Origin of the sequence: Candidatus Formimonas warabiya (assembly GCF_002777255.1) — a bacterium.
GTDB lineage: Bacteria > Bacillota > Dehalobacteriia > Dehalobacteriales > Dehalobacteriaceae > Formimonas > Formimonas warabiya.
Window position 1 is genome coordinate 539,782 of record NZ_CP017634.1, and the last position, 18,749, is coordinate 558,530.

General features: G+C 41.5%; 14 protein-coding genes. 12 read left to right on the forward strand and 2 right to left on the reverse strand.

Features of this window, described 5'->3' with window-relative positions; translation table 11 throughout:
• Nucleotides 1-249: 249 nt before the first annotated feature.
• From DCMF_RS02415 to DCMF_RS02455, 9 genes are all read left to right on the forward strand, one after another.
• The gene (locus DCMF_RS02415) at nt 250-2,349 is read left to right on the forward strand and encodes a sigma-54 interaction domain-containing protein (RefSeq protein WP_148132955.1); all 2,100 of its coding nucleotides are present in this window, start codon (nt 250-252) and stop codon (nt 2,347-2,349) included.
• Nucleotides 2,350-2,796: 447 nt separating this feature from the next.
• Nucleotides 2,797-3,552, forward strand: coding sequence for an SDR family NAD(P)-dependent oxidoreductase (locus DCMF_RS02420; protein ID WP_214659045.1), 756 nt, complete (start codon nt 2,797-2,799; stop codon nt 3,550-3,552).
• Nucleotides 3,553-3,601: 49 nt separating this feature from the next.
• Nucleotides 3,602-5,167 (forward strand): phytoene desaturase family protein, encoded by a 1,566-nt coding sequence (locus tag DCMF_RS02425; protein ID WP_148132957.1) that lies wholly within the window; start codon nt 3,602-3,604, stop codon nt 5,165-5,167.
• 114 nt (nt 5,168-5,281) lie between these two features.
• The gene (locus DCMF_RS02430) at nt 5,282-7,234 is read left to right on the forward strand and encodes an oxidoreductase (RefSeq protein ID WP_148132958.1); all 1,953 of its coding nucleotides are present in this window, start codon (nt 5,282-5,284) and stop codon (nt 7,232-7,234) included.
• Between the two features lie 42 nt (nt 7,235-7,276).
• Nucleotides 7,277-7,516, forward strand: coding sequence for a hypothetical protein (locus DCMF_RS02435; protein WP_148132959.1), 240 nt, complete (start codon nt 7,277-7,279; stop codon nt 7,514-7,516).
• 230 nt (nt 7,517-7,746) lie between these two features.
• Nucleotides 7,747-8,424 (forward strand): response regulator transcription factor, encoded by a 678-nt coding sequence (locus DCMF_RS02440; protein WP_148132960.1) that lies wholly within the window; start codon nt 7,747-7,749, stop codon nt 8,422-8,424.
• Nucleotides 8,421-9,509, forward strand: a complete 1,089-nt coding sequence (locus DCMF_RS02445; protein ID WP_148132961.1) for a sensor histidine kinase — start codon at nt 8,421-8,423, stop codon at nt 9,507-9,509. The genes DCMF_RS02440 and DCMF_RS02445 overlap by 4 nt, the downstream gene beginning before the upstream one ends.
• A 205-nt stretch (nt 9,510-9,714) precedes the next feature.
• Complete coding sequence (locus DCMF_RS02450) at nt 9,715-10,872, forward strand: efflux RND transporter periplasmic adaptor subunit (RefSeq protein ID WP_148132962.1); 1,158 nt, start codon at nt 9,715-9,717, stop codon at nt 10,870-10,872.
• A gap of 11 nt (nt 10,873-10,883) precedes the next feature.
• Nucleotides 10,884-13,967: an efflux RND transporter permease subunit gene (locus DCMF_RS02455; RefSeq protein ID WP_148132963.1), complete on the forward strand. Its 3,084-nt coding sequence runs from the start codon at nt 10,884-10,886 to the stop codon at nt 13,965-13,967.
• 180 nt (nt 13,968-14,147) lie between these two features.
• Here the strand turns inward: DCMF_RS02455 and DCMF_RS02460 are convergent, their stop codons facing one another.
• Nucleotides 14,148-15,752 (reverse strand): hypothetical protein, encoded by a 1,605-nt coding sequence (locus tag DCMF_RS02460; RefSeq protein WP_148132964.1) that lies wholly within the window; start codon nt 15,750-15,752, stop codon nt 14,148-14,150.
• Nucleotides 15,736-16,314, reverse strand: coding sequence for a PadR family transcriptional regulator (locus DCMF_RS02465; RefSeq protein WP_148132965.1), 579 nt, complete (start codon nt 16,312-16,314; stop codon nt 15,736-15,738). The genes DCMF_RS02460 and DCMF_RS02465 overlap by 17 nt, the downstream gene beginning before the upstream one ends.
• Nucleotides 16,315-16,643: 329 nt before the next feature.
• On the opposite strand from DCMF_RS02465, the gene DCMF_RS02470 reads away from it, so the two are divergent.
• From DCMF_RS02470 to DCMF_RS02480, 3 genes are all read left to right on the forward strand, one after another.
• Nucleotides 16,644-17,285 carry a cobalamin B12-binding domain-containing protein gene (locus DCMF_RS02470; protein ID WP_214659046.1) on the forward strand — a complete coding sequence of 214 codons (642 nt, stop codon included), beginning with the start codon at nt 16,644-16,646 and terminating at the stop codon, nt 17,283-17,285.
• Nucleotides 17,286-17,300: 15 nt separating this feature from the next.
• Nucleotides 17,301-18,029, forward strand: coding sequence for a GntR family transcriptional regulator (locus DCMF_RS02475; protein ID WP_148132967.1), 729 nt, complete (start codon nt 17,301-17,303; stop codon nt 18,027-18,029).
• Nucleotides 18,030-18,124: 95 nt separating this feature from the next.
• The gene (locus DCMF_RS02480) at nt 18,125-18,748 is read left to right on the forward strand and encodes a cobalamin B12-binding domain-containing protein (RefSeq protein WP_148132968.1); all 624 of its coding nucleotides are present in this window, start codon (nt 18,125-18,127) and stop codon (nt 18,746-18,748) included.
• The last annotated feature ends 1 nt before the right edge of the window (nt 18,749 follow it).

Genomic DNA, 18,749 nt, shown 5'->3' on the forward strand with positions numbered 1-18,749 from the left:
CTAAAAAATCAATTATTGAAAGCATTCCTTTAAGTACAGCCGGTACAGCCGAACCGGGGATGGGTTATAAAGACATAATCAGTAACAGCAAATAAAAAAATAACTTATTCCTCACAGATAAAGAAAAGTTGACAGTACAGAAATAATTGGTATTTGCAAATATTAAGAGGAAAACATAGTCTATGTTTTGGTGTCGTTCACTTTGAGCAAATGAAGCTCAAGCCATATTTTCATGGGGAGTGAATTTATATGGCCTTTAGAATTTTCATCCAAGATGAAAAAATGGGACCGGCATTAGCCGTGAAATCATACTGTTCAGAGGCAGAGTGGCATGGCCTGCTCAAGGCCAAAGAGGATTTTTTAGTAAGGGATATTGATCCGCGTCTTTCAACTTGTGTAAGTCAAGAGTTGGCTGAGTCTTGGATTAGATCTCGTGATTATGGAGTTAACCCTAATAAAATGTTCAGCCCGTTGACTCTTCCTCAAGATGAGTTGGAGAATCTTATAAATACCAATAAGCAATTAATTGATATAGTAAAGTCTCACATCATGCCCTTCTGTCAACTGGCAAGTCCCTCAGGTTATGAAATTGCCTTCCATGATAGAAATGGAATATTAATTTTTTTGGATGGAATTTCAAAATCCTTAGAGCACAAAAAGAGTAAATATAAGGTGGGTATGGTTTTTCAGGAAGAAACAATTGGCACCAATATATTTTCTCTATGTAAACGTTATGCAAAGCCTGTGCAGCTTCTTGCCCCAGAAGTCTATGCGACCACTGGGGAGTTTGACATTGTATCTGCGGCCAATATAATGAATGAAGACGGGGATTTGTTAGGGGTTTTAGTATATCGTCAGATCAATCAGCAGCTAACGGAGAAACCTTGGCTTAAGGATTATCAGGATATCAGGCTCCAAACGTTGGGCTTTATTACAGCCATGGCACAATCAATAGAGGCCCAGTTAAAGTTAAGGAAGAGTTATTTTAATCTTGAAACATCACACAAAATGTTAGAAGCAATGTTGCATTTCTTCGGAGAAGGCATTGTAATAATTGATTCAAATGGCGACATTATTAAAATTAACTCAGAGGGAAAACGAATATTGCGCGTTGGTGAAAATGAACCTGAAACCAATATCAGTCAATATTTAAGCGATAAATCTAGACAAATTGATTTGATCGGGAACAATAATTTTGTCGATTATTATGAAGAAATTCTTCAATTTCCTAATAACAGTACCCAATCTATTATGATTAGCAGTTATCCGATTAAAAATCAGATTAGTAATCAGGTAGAAGCTTCGGTTTTGCGTTTGGCTGAGACTAAAAAATTTAATGCTATGGCAGCCAAACGGGTGGGGACAATAGCCCGGTTTAATTTTCAAGATATCATTGGCGAAAGTAAGACAATGCAAAGGGTCAAGTTGATGGCAAACCGATTTGCCGTTTCAACTGAAAACGTCTTATTGCTTGGAGAAAACGGTACCGGCAAAGAACTTTTTGCCCAGTCCATTCATAATAAATATCGTCCTAATCAGCCCTTTGTCGCATTGAATTGTGCAGCTTTTCCAAGAAACCTGATTGAGAGTGAGCTTTTTGGTTATGAGGGCGGGGCATTTACGGGAGCAGAACGTACAGGACGTCCGGGTAAAATAGAATTGGCTAATAAAGGAACTTTATTCTTGGATGAAATAGGTGATATGCCATATGAGATACAAGCAATACTGTTAAGGGTATTGCAGGATAAACAAGTGATGAGAATTGGCGGCCACCGCTCTCAGCCTGTTGGTTTTCGAGTAATTGCGTCTACTAACCAAGACCTTCACAGAATCATTAAAGACAAGCAGTTTCGCGAGGATCTGTATTACCGACTTTCGATACTTACTATTGAGATTCCGCCGCTAAGGGAAAGGGGTTATGACATAATACGGTTAGCTAACTACTTTATTAAAAACTACTCCTGCCGGATGGGTTGGCCTATACCGGTTATCAGAGATGAGGTGCAAGAATACATCTTGGCATATCATTGGCCGGGCAATGTACGCCAACTGGAAAATGCCATGATCTATGCGTGTAATATGACCGAAGGCGGATATATTGATTTAAGCCATTTGCCAATTGAGATAACTGAGAATGGTACTCCTTTCTCGTCAAATTCTCGCTTAGTACAAGCTGGTAGGACTGAACAGGATATTGATGGTGCAGATTCACTAAAAGAACTTGAGAAGAAAATGCTGCAAAATTTTTTAGACAAAGCCGATAGCAATATTGTTAAAGCAGCTAAACTGATGGGCATTAGCAGGTCCACTATGTATAGAAAATTAAAAAAGTATCAAATTAATTATTAAGATTCTCTACTATATAATTACTACAATTGTTTCTACTAGATAATGTGTTATTTTCTCAATAAGCCTATTGACCATGTAAAGTCAATAGGTCTTTTTATTTGTTGGTAGAAGAGTGTTTATTCTGTCGCAGTTTTCGGACATGTGTGTCATAATTAGGAAATTGTCGCATATCTGGGATCCATATAATGGAGATAATTCATTAAATGGTTTTAAGATGAGCATATTATTTATTTCTTACTCTTCATGTCTATCTTCCGAATACACTGTATTCCCATCCAAATCAAGCAAGCATTAAAAATCTCACGAATTAAGGAAAATCATTAAAATGTTGGCATAGTTATTGCGAAATAAAAGAGCAAATGCATTTTAATTTATATTCTTGTTCTTTTTATTACAAACACTGTAGGCCTCAGTGTAAATTAATTTCTAATGGAGATGAGTAATATTATGAAACTGAAAGGAAAAATTGCGTTAATCCCGGGAGGTACTGCAGGTATCGGAGAACAAATCGCTCTTGCATTTGCTCGGGAAGGAGCCACAGTAATTGTGGCTAGCCGGAACCAGGAACGAGTTGACCGTGTAAGCAAAGCCATTAAAGCGATAGGTACAGGAGGGGGCTTGGTCGCGGACATTACAAAGAAAGACCAGGTCGATAAGATGATCTCCCAAGTGGTAAAGGAGTATGGAAAGGTTGACATCATGCTCAACAGTGCCGGTTTTTATCCGGCTACTCCGGTGACTCAAATTAGTCCGGAGGAATGGCAGATGGTAATGGACATCAATTTGACAGGACCTTTCTACTGCGCGCAAGCTGCTGCGAAGGAAATGGTCAAACAAAAATACGGCCGCATTATCTTTATTACTTCGGGCCAAGGATTACGTGGTGTACCGCTAATGGCGCATTACAGCGGAGCCAAAGGCGGATTGATTGCTTTGGCCAGAGCTATGGCTGCTGAACTGGGTCCCTATGGCATAACCGTTAACACAATTGCCGCCGGGCTGACGACTACTGATATGGTAAACAATAATTTGCCTCCCCAATTATTGGAGGCAGTTGCCCAAAATGTACCGGTCAAGCGCTTAGCTGTTCCGGAGGAATATAATGGAGCCGCTATCCTTCTGGCTTCGGAAGATGGATCGTATATCACCGGTGAAACTCTGGCAGTAGATGGCGGATCGGTAAACGCTGATGCTGTCCACTAAAGTTAAGATTTGATTCGCTTAAATTTCTTATTAACAAGGAGGAAATAACATGTCCAACACTTACGATGTCGTTATTGCCGGCGCCGGCCATAATGGCTTAACAGTAGGTTGTTATTTAGTGAAAGCCGGCTTAAATGTGTGCCTAATTGAAAAAGATAACACAGTCGGTGGCGGGGTAAAATCAAAAGAACTTATTGCCCCTGGATTCGTGACTGATATGTGTTCAACCATTCACGTTATTGCCCCTCATAGCCCTATGATTAAAAATGATGAACTTGGCTTCATATCCAAATATGGTTTTAAATACATTTATCCGGAAATAGAAATGTGTATTCACTTTACCGACAATACATATTTGGCCATCTACAAAAATTTGGATAAAACTTGCCAATCAATTGCCCAATTCTCTCAAAAGGATGCAGAAGCCTATAAGAAATTTGTTCAATGGGCTGATGTCGGCGTAGAAATGATTGTACAAGGCTTCTACTCTCCCCCGCCGTCTTACGGATTATTTGCTTCTATGATGGACGGCAGTGAAGATGGAAGAGAATTGATGCGCACCATGCAGATGAGCGTTATGGATGTGATAGAAGAATGGTTCGAACATGACAAAACCAAGATTGCTCTCACCCGTTGGATATCGGAAATCATGGTTGATCCCCAGACACAAGGTACCGGCATCATGGTATTTGTCATGCTGGGATTAGCCCACCGGGAGCCAGGTACAGGCATGCCGGTAGGTGGCTCCGGTAAATTAAGCCAAGTAATGGAAATGTTTATCAAAGACAATGGCGGAACCATCATTACCAGTAAGATGGTTAAAGAATTTATCGTACAAAACGGTGAATGTAAAGGTGTCATCTTGGATGACGGAGAACGGATATTCGGTAAAAAAGCAGTCGTTGCCAATTTAAACATTAAAAACATTTTCCCCAAGATGGTCAAAGATGCTCCTTTGCCGAATAACTTCGTTCATAGGGTTCAGAGACTCAAACAGTCCGACTTCTCCTGCTTCCAGCAGAGCTATGCTTTAAATGAAGTACCAAAATTTAAATTAGGTGTTCCCGAGCTTCACGAGGCTTTTATTGTGGAATTTGCACCTTCAAGCTTAGAAGAATACCTTCGCTATTTCAATGATTTGAAGTTCGGCATTCCTGGCCACAATCCATTGCTGGCAATCCAAAGTGTACATGATCCAAGCCGGGCCCCGAAGGGGAAACATTCGATGTATTTCTATGAATATGCCCCTTACGACCTCAAAGATAGCGGAGCCGCCAAATGGGATGAAATCAGAGAACAATATGCCGATGAATTATTGGAGTATATTCGCAAATATACAACGAACATGGGCCCGGAAAATATCATTGGCCGTTGGATAGAATCACCTTTGGATTTGGAACGGGCTAATCCCGCATTTGTAAAAGGTGACTTTGGCGGTTTGGGTAGTTTTTCACATCAATTTATGGGTAATCGCCCACTTCCCGAATATAATTACAAAATGCCTATCAACAAGCTTTACCTTTGCGGACCCAGTACTCATCCCGGCTCAGGAGCCAATGGCGGCGGTAGGGCTGCAGCAGTAGCAATATTAGAAGATATGGGTATCAGTATTTGATAGCGTAGTAAAATAATTAAGTAAAGGGACGTCTGGTTTCCGAACTGGCCGTCCCCCTCTATACGAGGGGAAAAGAAAAAACTAAAAATTTTTAGATAGGAGAATCTCATTAACATGATTAATAATGAAAATGTATTGGCTCTGCCATTACGTATAGGCAATATCACCACAAAAAACAGGATCTGGTTATCTCCTATGGAAAGCAACACTTGTTCCATTAACGGAGAAGTAACTGATGTTTTGATTGCTCACTATGAAGCTCGTGCCAAAGGTGGCGCAGGACTGATTGTTCAAGAATTTACTGCCGTGGACGGCAATCATACTATGAGACCGGTGCAAGTACGTATAGATCATGATAAATACAAGGTCGGGCTGAGCCGATTGGTAAATGCAGTCCATTCTTACGCTACCCCGATTATTTGTCAATTACATCATGCCGGTATGTTTTCAGAGGATCCAGTGTCACCTTCAGGTGTAGCTTGTTACGAGTTAGGAAAAGGACACTACATTCAACCACGAGTTCTTTCTGTAAAAGAAATAGAAAAAATAAGGGATAAATTCATTGCTGCAGCCGTAAGGGCAATGGGAATAGGGTATGATGGGGTCGAATTGCATGGTGCCACGTCTTATCTGCTTGCCCAATTTTTCTCGGGATATAACAATAAGCGTACCGACAAGTACGGCGGCAGTATAGAAGGACGTATGTTGTTAGCCCAGGAGATTGTCAGGGGAATTCGTCAAAAATGCGGACCCGATTATGTTTTAGGTTACACCATGGTTGATAAAGATTGGCTTCCAGGGGGTGTAGACCGGGACGAAGCTATTGTCTTTGCCAAGACCTTGGAAAATGAGGGCCTTACTTATATTGATTTTCAAACCGATGGGACGTATGAAACTTTTCATCTGGAACAATGCGCTGCGGGAGCTCGCCGTCAACCCCGGGGGACTTTTAATACAACAAGGTTTTATAAACAGAATCTTAGGATTCCTATAACATGTCGTTGTGCCGGGGAGTATAACCCTGTTGTATGGAACGATGCCGTTAAAAACGGATATGTTGATGCGGTAAGAGCTGCTAAACCTCACTTGGCCGAACCTCAATTAGCTCAAAAAATATTAAGCGGCAATATTGAGGATGTCCGCCCATGTATCCGTTGCTTGAATTGCTTGGATAGTGCTGTTGTTAAGCACATGTCTTTAAATTGTTCGGTTAACAGCGGCTGTGCTCATGGAGAAAAGCCGATTGAGCCAGCCTATGTTAGAAAAAAAGTCGTGGTTATCGGAGGCGGCCCAGCCGGCCTGGAAGCAGCACGTGTTACAGCGTTAAGAGGGCATACAGTGACCCTTTTAGAAAAGCAGGATCATCTTGGGGGCAATCTTTACGTAGCCTCACTGCCGATTGGAAAAGAAGACTTCAACCTTTTTACCCTCTGGTGCGAGAGACAGTGCAACAAGCTTGGGGTTGATATACGTTTAAACACAGAGGCTACTCTTGAGACTGTTAGAGAACTTAATCCTGATGCGGTAATTGTGGCAACTGGTGCAAAACCGATAATTCTACCGATAGAAGGTATCAATGAACGGCATGTTCTTTTAGCGGAAGCTGTCCTGCAGGGAAAAGCTAAAGTGGGAAAACGGGTAGTAGTAGTCGGGGGCGGTGAAGTTGGAGTAGAAACCGCTGACATGATTCTTTATAAAGACATTGCCCAAGAAGTTACCATTGTGGAAATGCTGTCTGGAGTTGGCCAGGACATGGCCGGGATGGATAAAGCCTCCCTCTTTGGCAATCAATTTCCCAAGTATATTCCCAATAGGTTAAAAATAGCCTGTAATACAAGAGTTGAAGCGATAACAAAAAATGGCATTTTAGTAAGCGATAGAAATTGGCACAGATACGAGATTGAAGCGGATACTGTAATAATGGCTGCTGGATATGTTTCTAACAGAAATCTCTTTGATTCTCTAAACGGAATAGTTCGGGAACTGTATATGGTAGGGGATGCTGTGCGCCCGCGCAAAATAGTTAATGCTATTCATGAGGCTAATAACTTTGGGCGGAGTATTTGAAATTACTTGACACAATCAAAAATTATACAGGGAGAGAAAATCATGAAAATGTATTCAAAGGAAGGACAGATTCTTGTCGATGTTACAAAAATGCATCGTGAAGGTAATGATATAGTTATGAAAGCTAAACTGATGAATGCCTACTCAATGAACATCTATTTGAGACCTGAGGAAGTTTGGCGGATGCTGAAGCTTTTGTCTTGGAGTATCATTTTATATGCCCCGGCTATGCTTATTAAGGGATGGCGCAGAGTAAGGAAAGAAAAGAAAACTGATAAATAATGCATAGGAATTAAAATAAATTATTTGTTGTTGGCTAATACTGACCATTTGTAGGCACATACTCGTTTGCACTAATCTTTTCGGCAATCAGGGAAATCTTATTGATCAGGACACAATCTGCTGGCGCTTTGATGCTTTAGCTGCATCTTAGGGAAAATAATAATAATGCATTGTGTTTAAACTCCGTTTAAAATGATGGTGTATGATAAAGGCAGGAGGTGAAGCTTCAAATGAATAAAATTCTAATCGTGGACGATGATGGATATATCCGAGAGCTTGTATGCACCATACTCAAAAATGAAGGATTCAGCACCTTTGAAGCATCCAATGGACGTGACGCGCTGCAAAAAATGACGGATGTGAATCCTGAAATCTGTATTATTGACATTATGATGCCCAATATGGATGGCTTTGAGCTGTGCCGTCAGCTTCGGCGTTACTATGAGAATATACCTATCTTAATGCTGACGGCAAAAGTTGATATAAGCCAAAAGGTCAAGGGATTTGAAATGGGAACAGACGACTATTTGACTAAACCCTTTGAGGCGGCAGAGTTAATTGTCCGCGTAAAGGCATTGCTAAAACGGTATAAGATAAGCTCATCGCAAATTGTTCAGATTGGTACTTTATCAATGGATAGAAGCAGCTATTCCCTTATGGCTGGCGGTGTAAAAATGGATATTCCCATGAAGGAGTACGAGCTGTTATTCAAACTTGCCAGTTATCCGGGCAAAACCCTTTCTCGCAGTCAGCTTATTGAAGATGTTTGGGGGTTTGACTTCGATGGTAATGAGAGGACACTGGATGTGCATATTAACCGTTTAAGAGACCGTTTCCCGCCGAAAATGTTTTATTTCAAAATTACCACCATCCGCGGATTAGGTTATAGACTGGAGGCAACTCCATGAGAAAAGCAAAATGGTATAAAATCGCAGCAATAATAATTTTATTTCTAATATTCATCAGCTGTGCTATTGGTGCAGGTTCTGGCTTGAGTAGGGCGATTTTCAGCGCAACAGGGCAGCCGTCCATGCTTGTAGATCTTCTGGTTTCCGGCCTGATTTCGGTGATTCTGATGGCAACGGTTATTTTGCTTGTATTTTTTCTATATCGGCAAATTGATGGAGGAAAACATAGCGATTCTAGCCGTTCAAAGATGTTCGAAAATATCATTGATGCCATGAGCAGGATTGCTCAAGGAGATTTTAATGTGTTACTCTCTGTAGATAATGATTACGGCCCATTTACTGAGTTGGTGACAAGCGTAAATAAAATGGCAACGGAGCTGGATTCCATGGAGAAGCTGCGGCAGGACTTTATTTCAAATGTATCCCACGAATTTCAGTCTCCACTCACCTCTATCAGCGGATATGCCTCTTTGTTAAAGCGGGAGCAATTAAGTCAGGAGCAGATTACTCACTACGCCACGATTATTGAAGCAGAAAGTAAGAGATTATCAAAATTGAGCGAAAATCTTTTGCGGCTTTCGGCGCTGGAGGCTGATTGCGCTCCCTTGGAATACAGGCCCGTTCGTCTGGATAAACAGCTTGAAAGCATACTTTTGATGCTGGAACCACAATGGGCCGAAAAGAACATTATGCCTGATGTATCTTTACCTATAATCAGGTTGACAGGTAATGAGGATTTGCTAAATCAGGTCTGGATCAACCTAATATACAACGCTATTAAATTCACGCCTGAAAATGGATTGATTCGTGTTATGCTTACAAGCAATAAAGACAGTGTAGTATGCACTATTGCCGACAACGGTATTGGCATCTCAACCGAGGATCAGCTTCACATTTTCGAACGGTTCTACAAGGTGGACAAATCCCGCGATCGTTCCTTAGGAGGAAATGGCTTAGGGCTTTCGCTGGTGAAGAAAATTGTCGAGATGCATGGGGGGAGTATTACTGTCAGAAGTGAGATAGGAAAAGGTGCTGAGTTTATTGTAACGCTGCCAAACCATGCTTCTGGAAAAAATAATTCGTAAAGCGGAAGCTATATTTTAACTGTTCCTAAGTAAATTTTATCAAAGCCCTATTATACATAAACGTCGCATTGTCATAATGAACTGCGACGCTTTTTTTATACTTTCTATTGCAACCCCGTTTACATTGCGTTTACATTACGTTTAACTTCTGTTTATTTTCAAAGCCTATGATTAGGAATATAAAATATAGAGGAGGGGTCGATCAATGATAACACGAAAAAAAGTGATTATTTTGATAGTCGTTTTGGTTATTTTGGTTGCCGGTGTTGTAGCAATCGGCAGCAATATGGGGGCATTGGGGACTGAAAAAAAGAAAGCTGCATCTGAAGCTGTAAATAATACGGTTTATGTTAAGGTTCAGAAGGCAAATTCTATTGAAAAAGCATCAGGAATTGAATTCAAGGCTTCCTTGGAAGCGTCGGAGGAAGGTATCGTAAGTAGTAAAGTCGGAGGAAAGGTTGTTCAAATTCTGTTTGAAGAAGGTAAGTACGTACATCAGGGAGAGCCTCTATTTAAGCTTGATGATACGGAGGCAAGAAATAATCTTAGAGCGGCTAAAAGTCAACTGTCTGCAGCCCAAGCAAGTTTGACAGGTGCTGAAGTGAATTTGGAATCGGAACAGAGTAATTTTGATCGGATAAAAGTGCTTTTTGATAATAATGTAATCGCTAAGGTTGAGCTTGAAAACGCAGAAACAGCTTTAAAGGCGGCTAAAGCAAATTTCGAGGCACAAAAAGCTAGTGTCGTTACATCTCTGGTCAGTGTGGAGAATCTAAGAGATTCCTCAGCTGATAACATTATTACTGCCCCAATAAGCGGAATTATGGATGAAAAAAGCGTCAATCTGGGTGAATATGTAAATCCGGGAAGCGTACTGGGGAAAGTTAAGAATATTGTACCTATAAACGCTGTCATAGAAGTGGAGCAGAGCAACCTGGAATATATTAAACTAGGTCAAAAGGCTCAAGTAATGATTGGAGAAAGCAGCTCAAAGAGATATGAAGGATTTGTAAAAAGTATCAATGTGTCCGCTGACCCTTCCTCACGGGTTTTCAAATGCAAGATTCAGTTGGATAACAAAGATCAGACACTAAAACCGGGAATTTTTGCCAAGGCAGAAATATTTAATGACCAAAAAGTTGAACTAGCGGCAGTCCCCATAGCAGCTTTAGCAGGAAATGAAGGCAGCTACTACGTTTACATCAATGACAAAGGGATTGCACATAAACGCAGTATAACAATTGGTGAAACTGATGGAAATGTTATAGAAATCAAATCCGGTGTACAAAAAGGCGAGAGTGTAATTTGTACCAATGTGAACACATTGCAGGATGGAGACACCATATCTGTAGTTTCGGAATAGGGGGGATAACGATGATTTTAGCTGATGTTAGTATAAAGCGACCTGTTTTTATTACGGTTATTTTTGTAGTTCTACTTGTAGTAGGTATTCTTTCCTACAATGGACTGACGGTAAATGACATGCCTCAGGCTAATATGCCTTACGCTACTGTATCTGTTGTGCAAAGGGGAGCACCTCCTGAACAGCTCGAAACTAAGGTGACGAAGATCATAGAGGAAGCAGCAGGACAGATTTCAGGAGTAAAGCATATAAGTTCAACCATCTCCGAGGGTGTTTCAAATACCGTGATAGAGTTTTCTATGGATAAATCCGCGGACGTAGCGGTTCAAGAGGTGAGGGATAAAGTTGGATCCATCCGGGGGCAGTTGCCTCAAGAGGTTGAGGAGCCGGTTATTGAAAAAATGGATATGAGTGCTGAAGCTATATTTTCCTTGGCAGTATCGGGGAAGGTAGAAAATAAAGAGTTATCTCAATTGGTCAATGATGTTGTAAAAAGGGGCCTCTATACGGTAAAAGGCGTTGGTGCTGTAAACATACAGGGTAATACGGAACGTGAAATACATATCAAGCTGGATAAGGAAAAGCTTGCTGCTTTTGGATTAACTACTTCAGAAGTACTAAATAGCCTGCAAAGCGATAATGTTGAGATGCAGGGTGGTAAGGTGACTGATGGGAACACAGAAATTTCACTTAGTACAAACAGTAATATAAAGGAAATTGAGGATTTTAATAATATCCTTGTTGCAAAACGTGCAGGTTCTGAAATCAGGGTGCATGATGTAGCAGAAGTGACAGATGGTATTAAGGATATGGAATCTCTATGTTTTTATCAAGGGAAGCCTGCAATAGGTATTGATATCATCAAACAATCAGGTGCCAATACAGTGGGTGTATCGGATGATGTTAAAAAAGAGCTGGCGCGTATTGAAGAATCCTTACCTAAAGAGGTAAAAGTTGACATTGTTCGTGATAATTCCCAAGCTGTAAAGGATACTGTAAACAACGTTAATAAAACTGTCCTGGAGGGATGTATCCTTGCCATTGTAATTGTATTTCTATTCTTAAATAAGTGGGAAAGCACCTTGATCAGTGCAGTTTCTCTTCCTACCTCCATCATTACGACTTTTATAGCGATGAGGGTAATGAATTTTTCCATCAATACCATGTCAATGATGGCGATATCACTTTCGGTTGGACTTCTGATAGATGATGCGATTGTTGTAATAGAAAATATAGAGCGTCATCTGCATATGGGTAAGTCTCCATTTCAAGCAGCGAAAGATGCTACTTCTGAAATTGGTCTTGCTGTACTTGCGACAACACTGTCGGTCGTAGCCGTGTTTCTCCCGGTTGCCCTGGTTAGCGGATTAATCGGGAAAATATTTATTGAGTTTGGACTGACAGTTGTTTTTAGTATGTTGGTGTCTCTGTTCGTTTCCTTTACTCTTGTACCCATGATGTCATCTAAAATGTTAAAGGCAGGGAATAAAAAGGGGAAAACATTTATTGGAAAATTTTTAAGTTGGTTTAACCAAAGGTTTGATAAACTTGCCGATGATTATTCACAATTTCTTAAGGTAGTCCTATGCCACAGGCTGATAACACTGATACTGGCTTTCGTTATGTTTGCGGGAAGTGTCGCACTGGTTCCTTCGCTGGGTTTTACCTTTCTTCCTGCCACCGACTTAGGAGAATTTACCGTTTATGCAGGACTAGACTCAGGTTTATCACTTGAAGCTGCAGGACAAAAAGCTATGGACCTTGAGAATATAGCCAATAAATATCCTGAAGTACGAAAAATCTTTACTTCAGTAGGAAAAGATAAAGTCTCACTTTTCATAAAGCTATCTGATAAAAATGAACGAAAAGATAGTGTCAAAGACATCATTGAGAAAATGAGAACAGACTATAAAAAAGTCCCGGGAATAGAGCTTGAAATTATCTCAGCTTCCTCTGGATCAGGCAACAGTAAGGACGTACTTTTTTATATTAAGGGAGATAATTATGAGCAGATGCAAACTGTTGCACTTCTGGCAAAACGGATAATGAGCCAGGACCCTAATGCCCGGGATGTGAGCATTAGCTATAAGGTAGGAAAGCCTGAGATAAAGCTGGATGTGGATCGTGATAAGGCAGCAGACCTGGGTGTCAATACAGCTGCAGCAGGAGAAACCTTAAATACGTTGTTTGACGGTGCAGTAGTGAGCAAGTTTAACGTAGGAAAAGACCGCTATGATGTAAGGGTTTCCATGAAGGACGATCAGCGCAAGAACTTAGACAGCCTGAGCGGAATCTATGTGTCAGGTTCAAATGATCGTATGGTTGCACTGAACCAGGCGACCCGAAAGGTTTTTGCTACCACAGCTTCAACACTTCAAAGGTACGATCGGGCAGGACAAATTGAACTCTCTGCAAATGTTACAGGGATTTCCCCCGACGCCTTTTCGGCTTCGAATTTGAAAAAGCTCAATACTGAAATTCAGGTGCCAAAGGGTATTTCTATTGTGATGGCTGATAATCCGATGGGAGAAGGCTTTAGCCAGCTAGTGGTAGCATTGGGAATGGGCATTCTGTTTATATTCCTGGTTATGGCAGCACAGTTTGAAAGCTATATTGATCCGGTAGCCATTATGTTTGCTCTTCCTTTGGCTATCATAGGAGCAATACTTGGATTGTTTATCACGGGCAGTCAGCTAAGCGTTATGTCGTTGATCGGTGTCATTTTGTTGATGGGCCTTGTTGCGAAGAATGCCATTTTGCTTGTTGACTTCGCCAGACAGAAGAGAATAGAAGGAGTAGAGAGGAATACAGCATTGATAGAAGCTGGATTGGTAAGGCTGCGTCCCATACTGATGACCTCTTTGGCAATGATTTTCGGAATGGTGCCTTCAGCCTTTGCGAAAGCAACCGGCTCGGAGCAGTATGCACCAATGGCCCATGCAGTTATCGGGGGATTAATTACTTCAACGATTCTTACTTTGTTTGTAGTGCCAGTTATTTACACATTGCTGGATGATTTCAAAAAAATATTCAAAAAGAAATCCTCTGCAATCACTGCTAAAGAATCAGTTGAGAATATTTACAACAAACTATAAATTGTTACAGATAACCAAGCTTAAGCTTGGTTATCTGTAGAACGACGGGGGAAAATACGACGACACCAAAATTTGATAGAGGAACCTTGGTAAAAGCCAGGTTTTTTCTGTTTTAGTAAATCTTTTTATCAGGAGCTAATTTGGGGTAAATATGGATAATATTCTTTTCCCTTAACCATTTTATTTAAGGCGTAGTGTTACTTTGTAGCGGGGTATTTGCAGTACATCAAACCCTATCACGGTTAGTTCGCCGTTATCCTGCAGTACCTCATTCAAGAGCTTGAGCGGAAGCTCTTCCCGAAAAACTGGAACTGGTTCCGTCTCCAATACTGCCAATTCTTGCAGAACAGCTTCTTTGGAAGTCCAGTTACCCAGATTTTGTGGAGTTGTATTGACCCATTTTTTAACTCTTGGCAACAGATCCATAATGTCCATTATTGGTGTTTTCTTTGGATAATTGAGACAAATAACACCGGAGGTAAAATCGCCCGAGGCCGGGTAAGATCGGAAAAAACGCATGGAGTTAAGACCAGGGGAATTTTTCAATAGATTTAAGTCGTTTTCATGTAATATGGAAATTTGAGAAGAACCCAAGTCGACGATACTCTGACCCGGAGAACCCCACAATAACCTCTGGCGGTTTTTTGACAATGCTCCAACGATATCCAGTAAAGATATAGCATCTCCTGTTCCATCCAAGGTTGCTTGCTTTGAACCGGGATAATAACTAAATGCCCCCTCGTTATCCAGATAGGAAGTCTCAAAGGTACTTTTAACAATATTCTCCATGAAGGTTTTCGCCGCGTTTTTATTTTCCGTAGAAATTCCCTTCCACAGGTAATCTGTCAATAGTTTTATACCATGGTACCTTGTTAATTTCCAGTCATGTATTTCAGCCAGGTTGGCATCATCCGGCATAGGCTGGGAAAGTTTACGTAAGATGGTTGCAAGCATCTCATCTTTATAACGCAAAGGGAATTGGGGATGGAGGTTGTTACCATGCTCATCTGCAAACAATTGGACGATTTTATAGGTAGAGCTTAGATCTCCTTCATATAGGAGCTTACCACCGTTACGCATTCTTGGCCCCCAAAATCCCGTTTTGCAGTCCTGGTTTGTGTAAAACCACTTTAAAAGCGCCTGCTTCCACTCCGGAGAAAATGTATAGAGCTTATCGCGTTCCAGTTCATCGTAGTTATGATAGAAAGCGATCGTGATGTAATTTGTTTTCGGCAATTTGGAGCCGATCCATCCTACAGAAGACAGATCATCAAAAACTGCCTTTAATTCTTCCGGGGTATTGATTTGATCCAGAAATTTAAGCGGATACTTCAACTGAAAGGGCTGACCGGTTTCTTGGGATAGAAGTTTAAGATGGTCCACGACATTTAATGTCGGCTCGAAATAAAAAAAGGCTGGATAGGATGGATCCATAAAGGCGCCTGTTTCGGGATTCTGCAGGCTTAAATAAAAATCCATCTCCTCTTTTTTATCAGCAAAATTAGGTACCTTAATCAAACCTTCCCGGGTCTTCATTTGTTTATGTAGCTTGTTTAACCTGGAAAGAGAGGTAATATATTGCCCTTTGTCCAGGTAATAGGCACATCCCAGCATTTTAAATTCAAATTCAGCCATGTAGTAACCTTCTGCCTGCAACTGGCCGTTCAGTTTAAACATTTCGGAGATTGAGGCTATGCTGCGATAAACATACAGCCCCGCTCCAACAATGATGATTGCTGCAATGATCAATATGGTGGCGATTAATTGCTTAGGTTTCACCGACATTATTTTTCATCTCCTTTATTTCTCTAAGGTAAGCCAAACTCTCTTCCGCCCAGTGAATATGTGATTCAACATCATGAAATCCCCTGCTAAGGACGATTTTCCAATAATGGACTTCGTTTTCTTTGCCAAGCATATGCGCATATTCTTGCATTTTGTTTTCCACAGCTTTAAGGTTATGTAAATCTCTCTGGTATTTTTTTAATCTCTTCTGAATCTGGAAGATTAATTCGTCCCCGCCTATTTGAGATAACAAAAATACTCTCAATAAAAATGCATTGCGGTTATCCTCATCTACTGTATCAGGCATATCAGCCAACCAGTTTTTCAAGTATTCAGTCCCCTTATCCGTGATGCTATAAATGCGTTTATCCGGACCTTTTTCGTTTATTTGTACTTTCGATGTAATACAGCCTTTTTTTTCCCAGCTTTTTAACTCCCGGTAAATTTGACTGGTCTGCGCTGACCAAAAAAAATTGATCGAATCATCAAAGAGTTTCTTTAAATCATAGCCGGTCATAGAAGAATAATTCAGCAGACCAAGTACAGCATAGGATAATGACACGTTATCACCCTTTCAATACTATTCTATATGTATTATATAACATGTGGAATATTACTGACAATTAATTCGTAAAATAATCCATGATTGGACGCCAAGATTTAATACGAAGAACCGTTGAAAAAATTGGCGGTTCTTTTTTATTGAATCCTGCAAGGTGGTGAGACTGTTTAGAGATAATACAAATGATGTCTTGATTTTTGCAGGTAATTCTCCATTTTTATGGAATAATACCTTCATGTACTATGAACTTACTTTTGTTAAAAAACGCATTTCGACTTAAAGGCGAACCGTATCTGGTTATGCAAATACATAAAAGCGGTGGTGATATCATGGCTCCTGGTAAATTAGCAGAGCAGATTGGTGCACTCTCGGTGAATGAGGCGTCGGCCATGGCCCGGCAGATGCTGGCAGAAAAAATTGATCCTTTCGTGATCTGTGACGAGGTGATGGACGGGCTGCGCATTGTAGGGGACAAATACAATAACGGCACATGTTTCATTGCCGACCTGATCGTTTCCGGCATGCTGGCACAGGAAATTTTTTCTTTCATCAACGACGCGGTGATGGACATTAGTTATGAAAAAGTCATGGGCAAGGTGGTCATCGGTACGATTTACGAGGACATCCATGATATCGGCAAGAACCTGTTTTGTGACTGTCTTCGCTGCAACGGTGTCAATGTGATCGACCTGGGCGTGGATGTGCCTGTGGGGGAATTTATCGCTGCGGCAGAAAGGCATAAACCAGATATTCTGGCTATCAGTACCGTGATGGACAATTCCTTTACCCATATTAAGGACCTAATCATGGGCCTGGGAAAAGCGGGTATCTCCGGGAATATCAAGATTGTGGTAGGTGGGGCTGCCGCCGATGCCCGCTTCGTTCAACTGGAAGGTATCCATTGCCTCACCAACGACTGCCGGCAGGGCATTGATTTTTGTTTGCGTACATTAAAAGAAAAAAGCGCCTAGAAAGAAGCTGCATGTATGAATGAAGTCCTCTATCTCTCCATCGTAAAAAAAATTAAAGAAAACATCTTAAAAGGACATTACAAACCGGGGGATATGCTGGATTCCGAATCCGCTTTGATGAAAGAATTCCAGGCCAGCCGGATGACCATCCGCAAGAGTTTGTCCCTCCTGTCCAATGAGGGCTATGTCTACTCGGTGCCGGGCAAGGGCAATTTTGTCTGCACACCGGAGACGGATTTGTTCCAGTTTCGCTTCAATAAGTATGACGATTTGCTGGTGCCCATCGACGAGGTGAAGCTTCTTTTCGTCAAGGTGAAAGAGGCAAGCGCCCAATTGGCCGACAAGTTTTCTCTGACCACCAGTGATAAGATCATTGAGGTGTCTCGCTTGCTCTCTTCTGCCGGTGAACCGGTGGCTTTGGAGTTTATCTATTTTAAATACATTCCCAACCAGCCTGTGGTAGAAGACCGCTTGAAGTTTGCCAACCACCTGGAGCGCTTGGAACGCAGTCTCGCTTTTGCCATTCAAAAGACGTTGGAAGTGCGTGCGTTGAAAGCTGATCAGTCTGTGAGCCGCCGTCTCGGCTGCCCTGAAGGAGATGTTGTCTTCTGCCTGGAGGAAATGGTGGTCAACAGCGAAAGCGACAGCGTGATTTCTTATACCCTCTTTTACGTCCAGCCAAAGAATATTGAGATGAGAGCCACCACGCCCAAAGAGGAGAACAACGCCAAACGCATTTTTTAAGAAATCATGATTGACAAAAACCGGTTTTGCCAGATATACTTTTATTAGAACTTGTACGTACAGGTATGTATATATCAAAAGGGGAGGAATGTACAATGAATGAGGTTCTGGTAAAAGCATTTGGAAAGCTGGACGACGATGCCGTGATGGAAGAAGTGAAAAAGATGCAAGCAGCGGGGACTAATGCCATGGACATTCTGAATGACCTGCAAGAGGGGATGCAGGAAGTGGGTCAGAAATATGCCGAAAACCAATATTACCTCTCAGAGCTGATTATGTCGGCAGAAATCTTCAAGGAAGCCATCAAAGCCATCGGCGGCATCGGTCAGGCTGACAGCGGGAAAAAATACGGCACCATGATACTCGGCACCGTTAAAGGGGATATCCACGATATTGGCAAGAATATTGTGGCCGCTGTAATGGGGTGTAACGGTTTTAAGATTATCGATCTGGGTGTTGATGTGCCCATCGCCAAATTTGTCGACGCCGTTAAAGAAAACCAGCCGGATTTTGTAGGCATTTCCTGTTTGCTGACGACGAATTTCGATAACACCAGGGAAACTATCACTCAGGTGAAGGCCGCAGGCTTCCAAGGGAAATTCATTATCGGCGGCGGTCCGTGCGACGAAGGAACGGTCAAATATGTCGGCGCCGATGCATTGGCCAAAGATGCCCAGGAGGGCATTAAAATCGCGAAAAAAATGCTGGGGGTGAATTGAC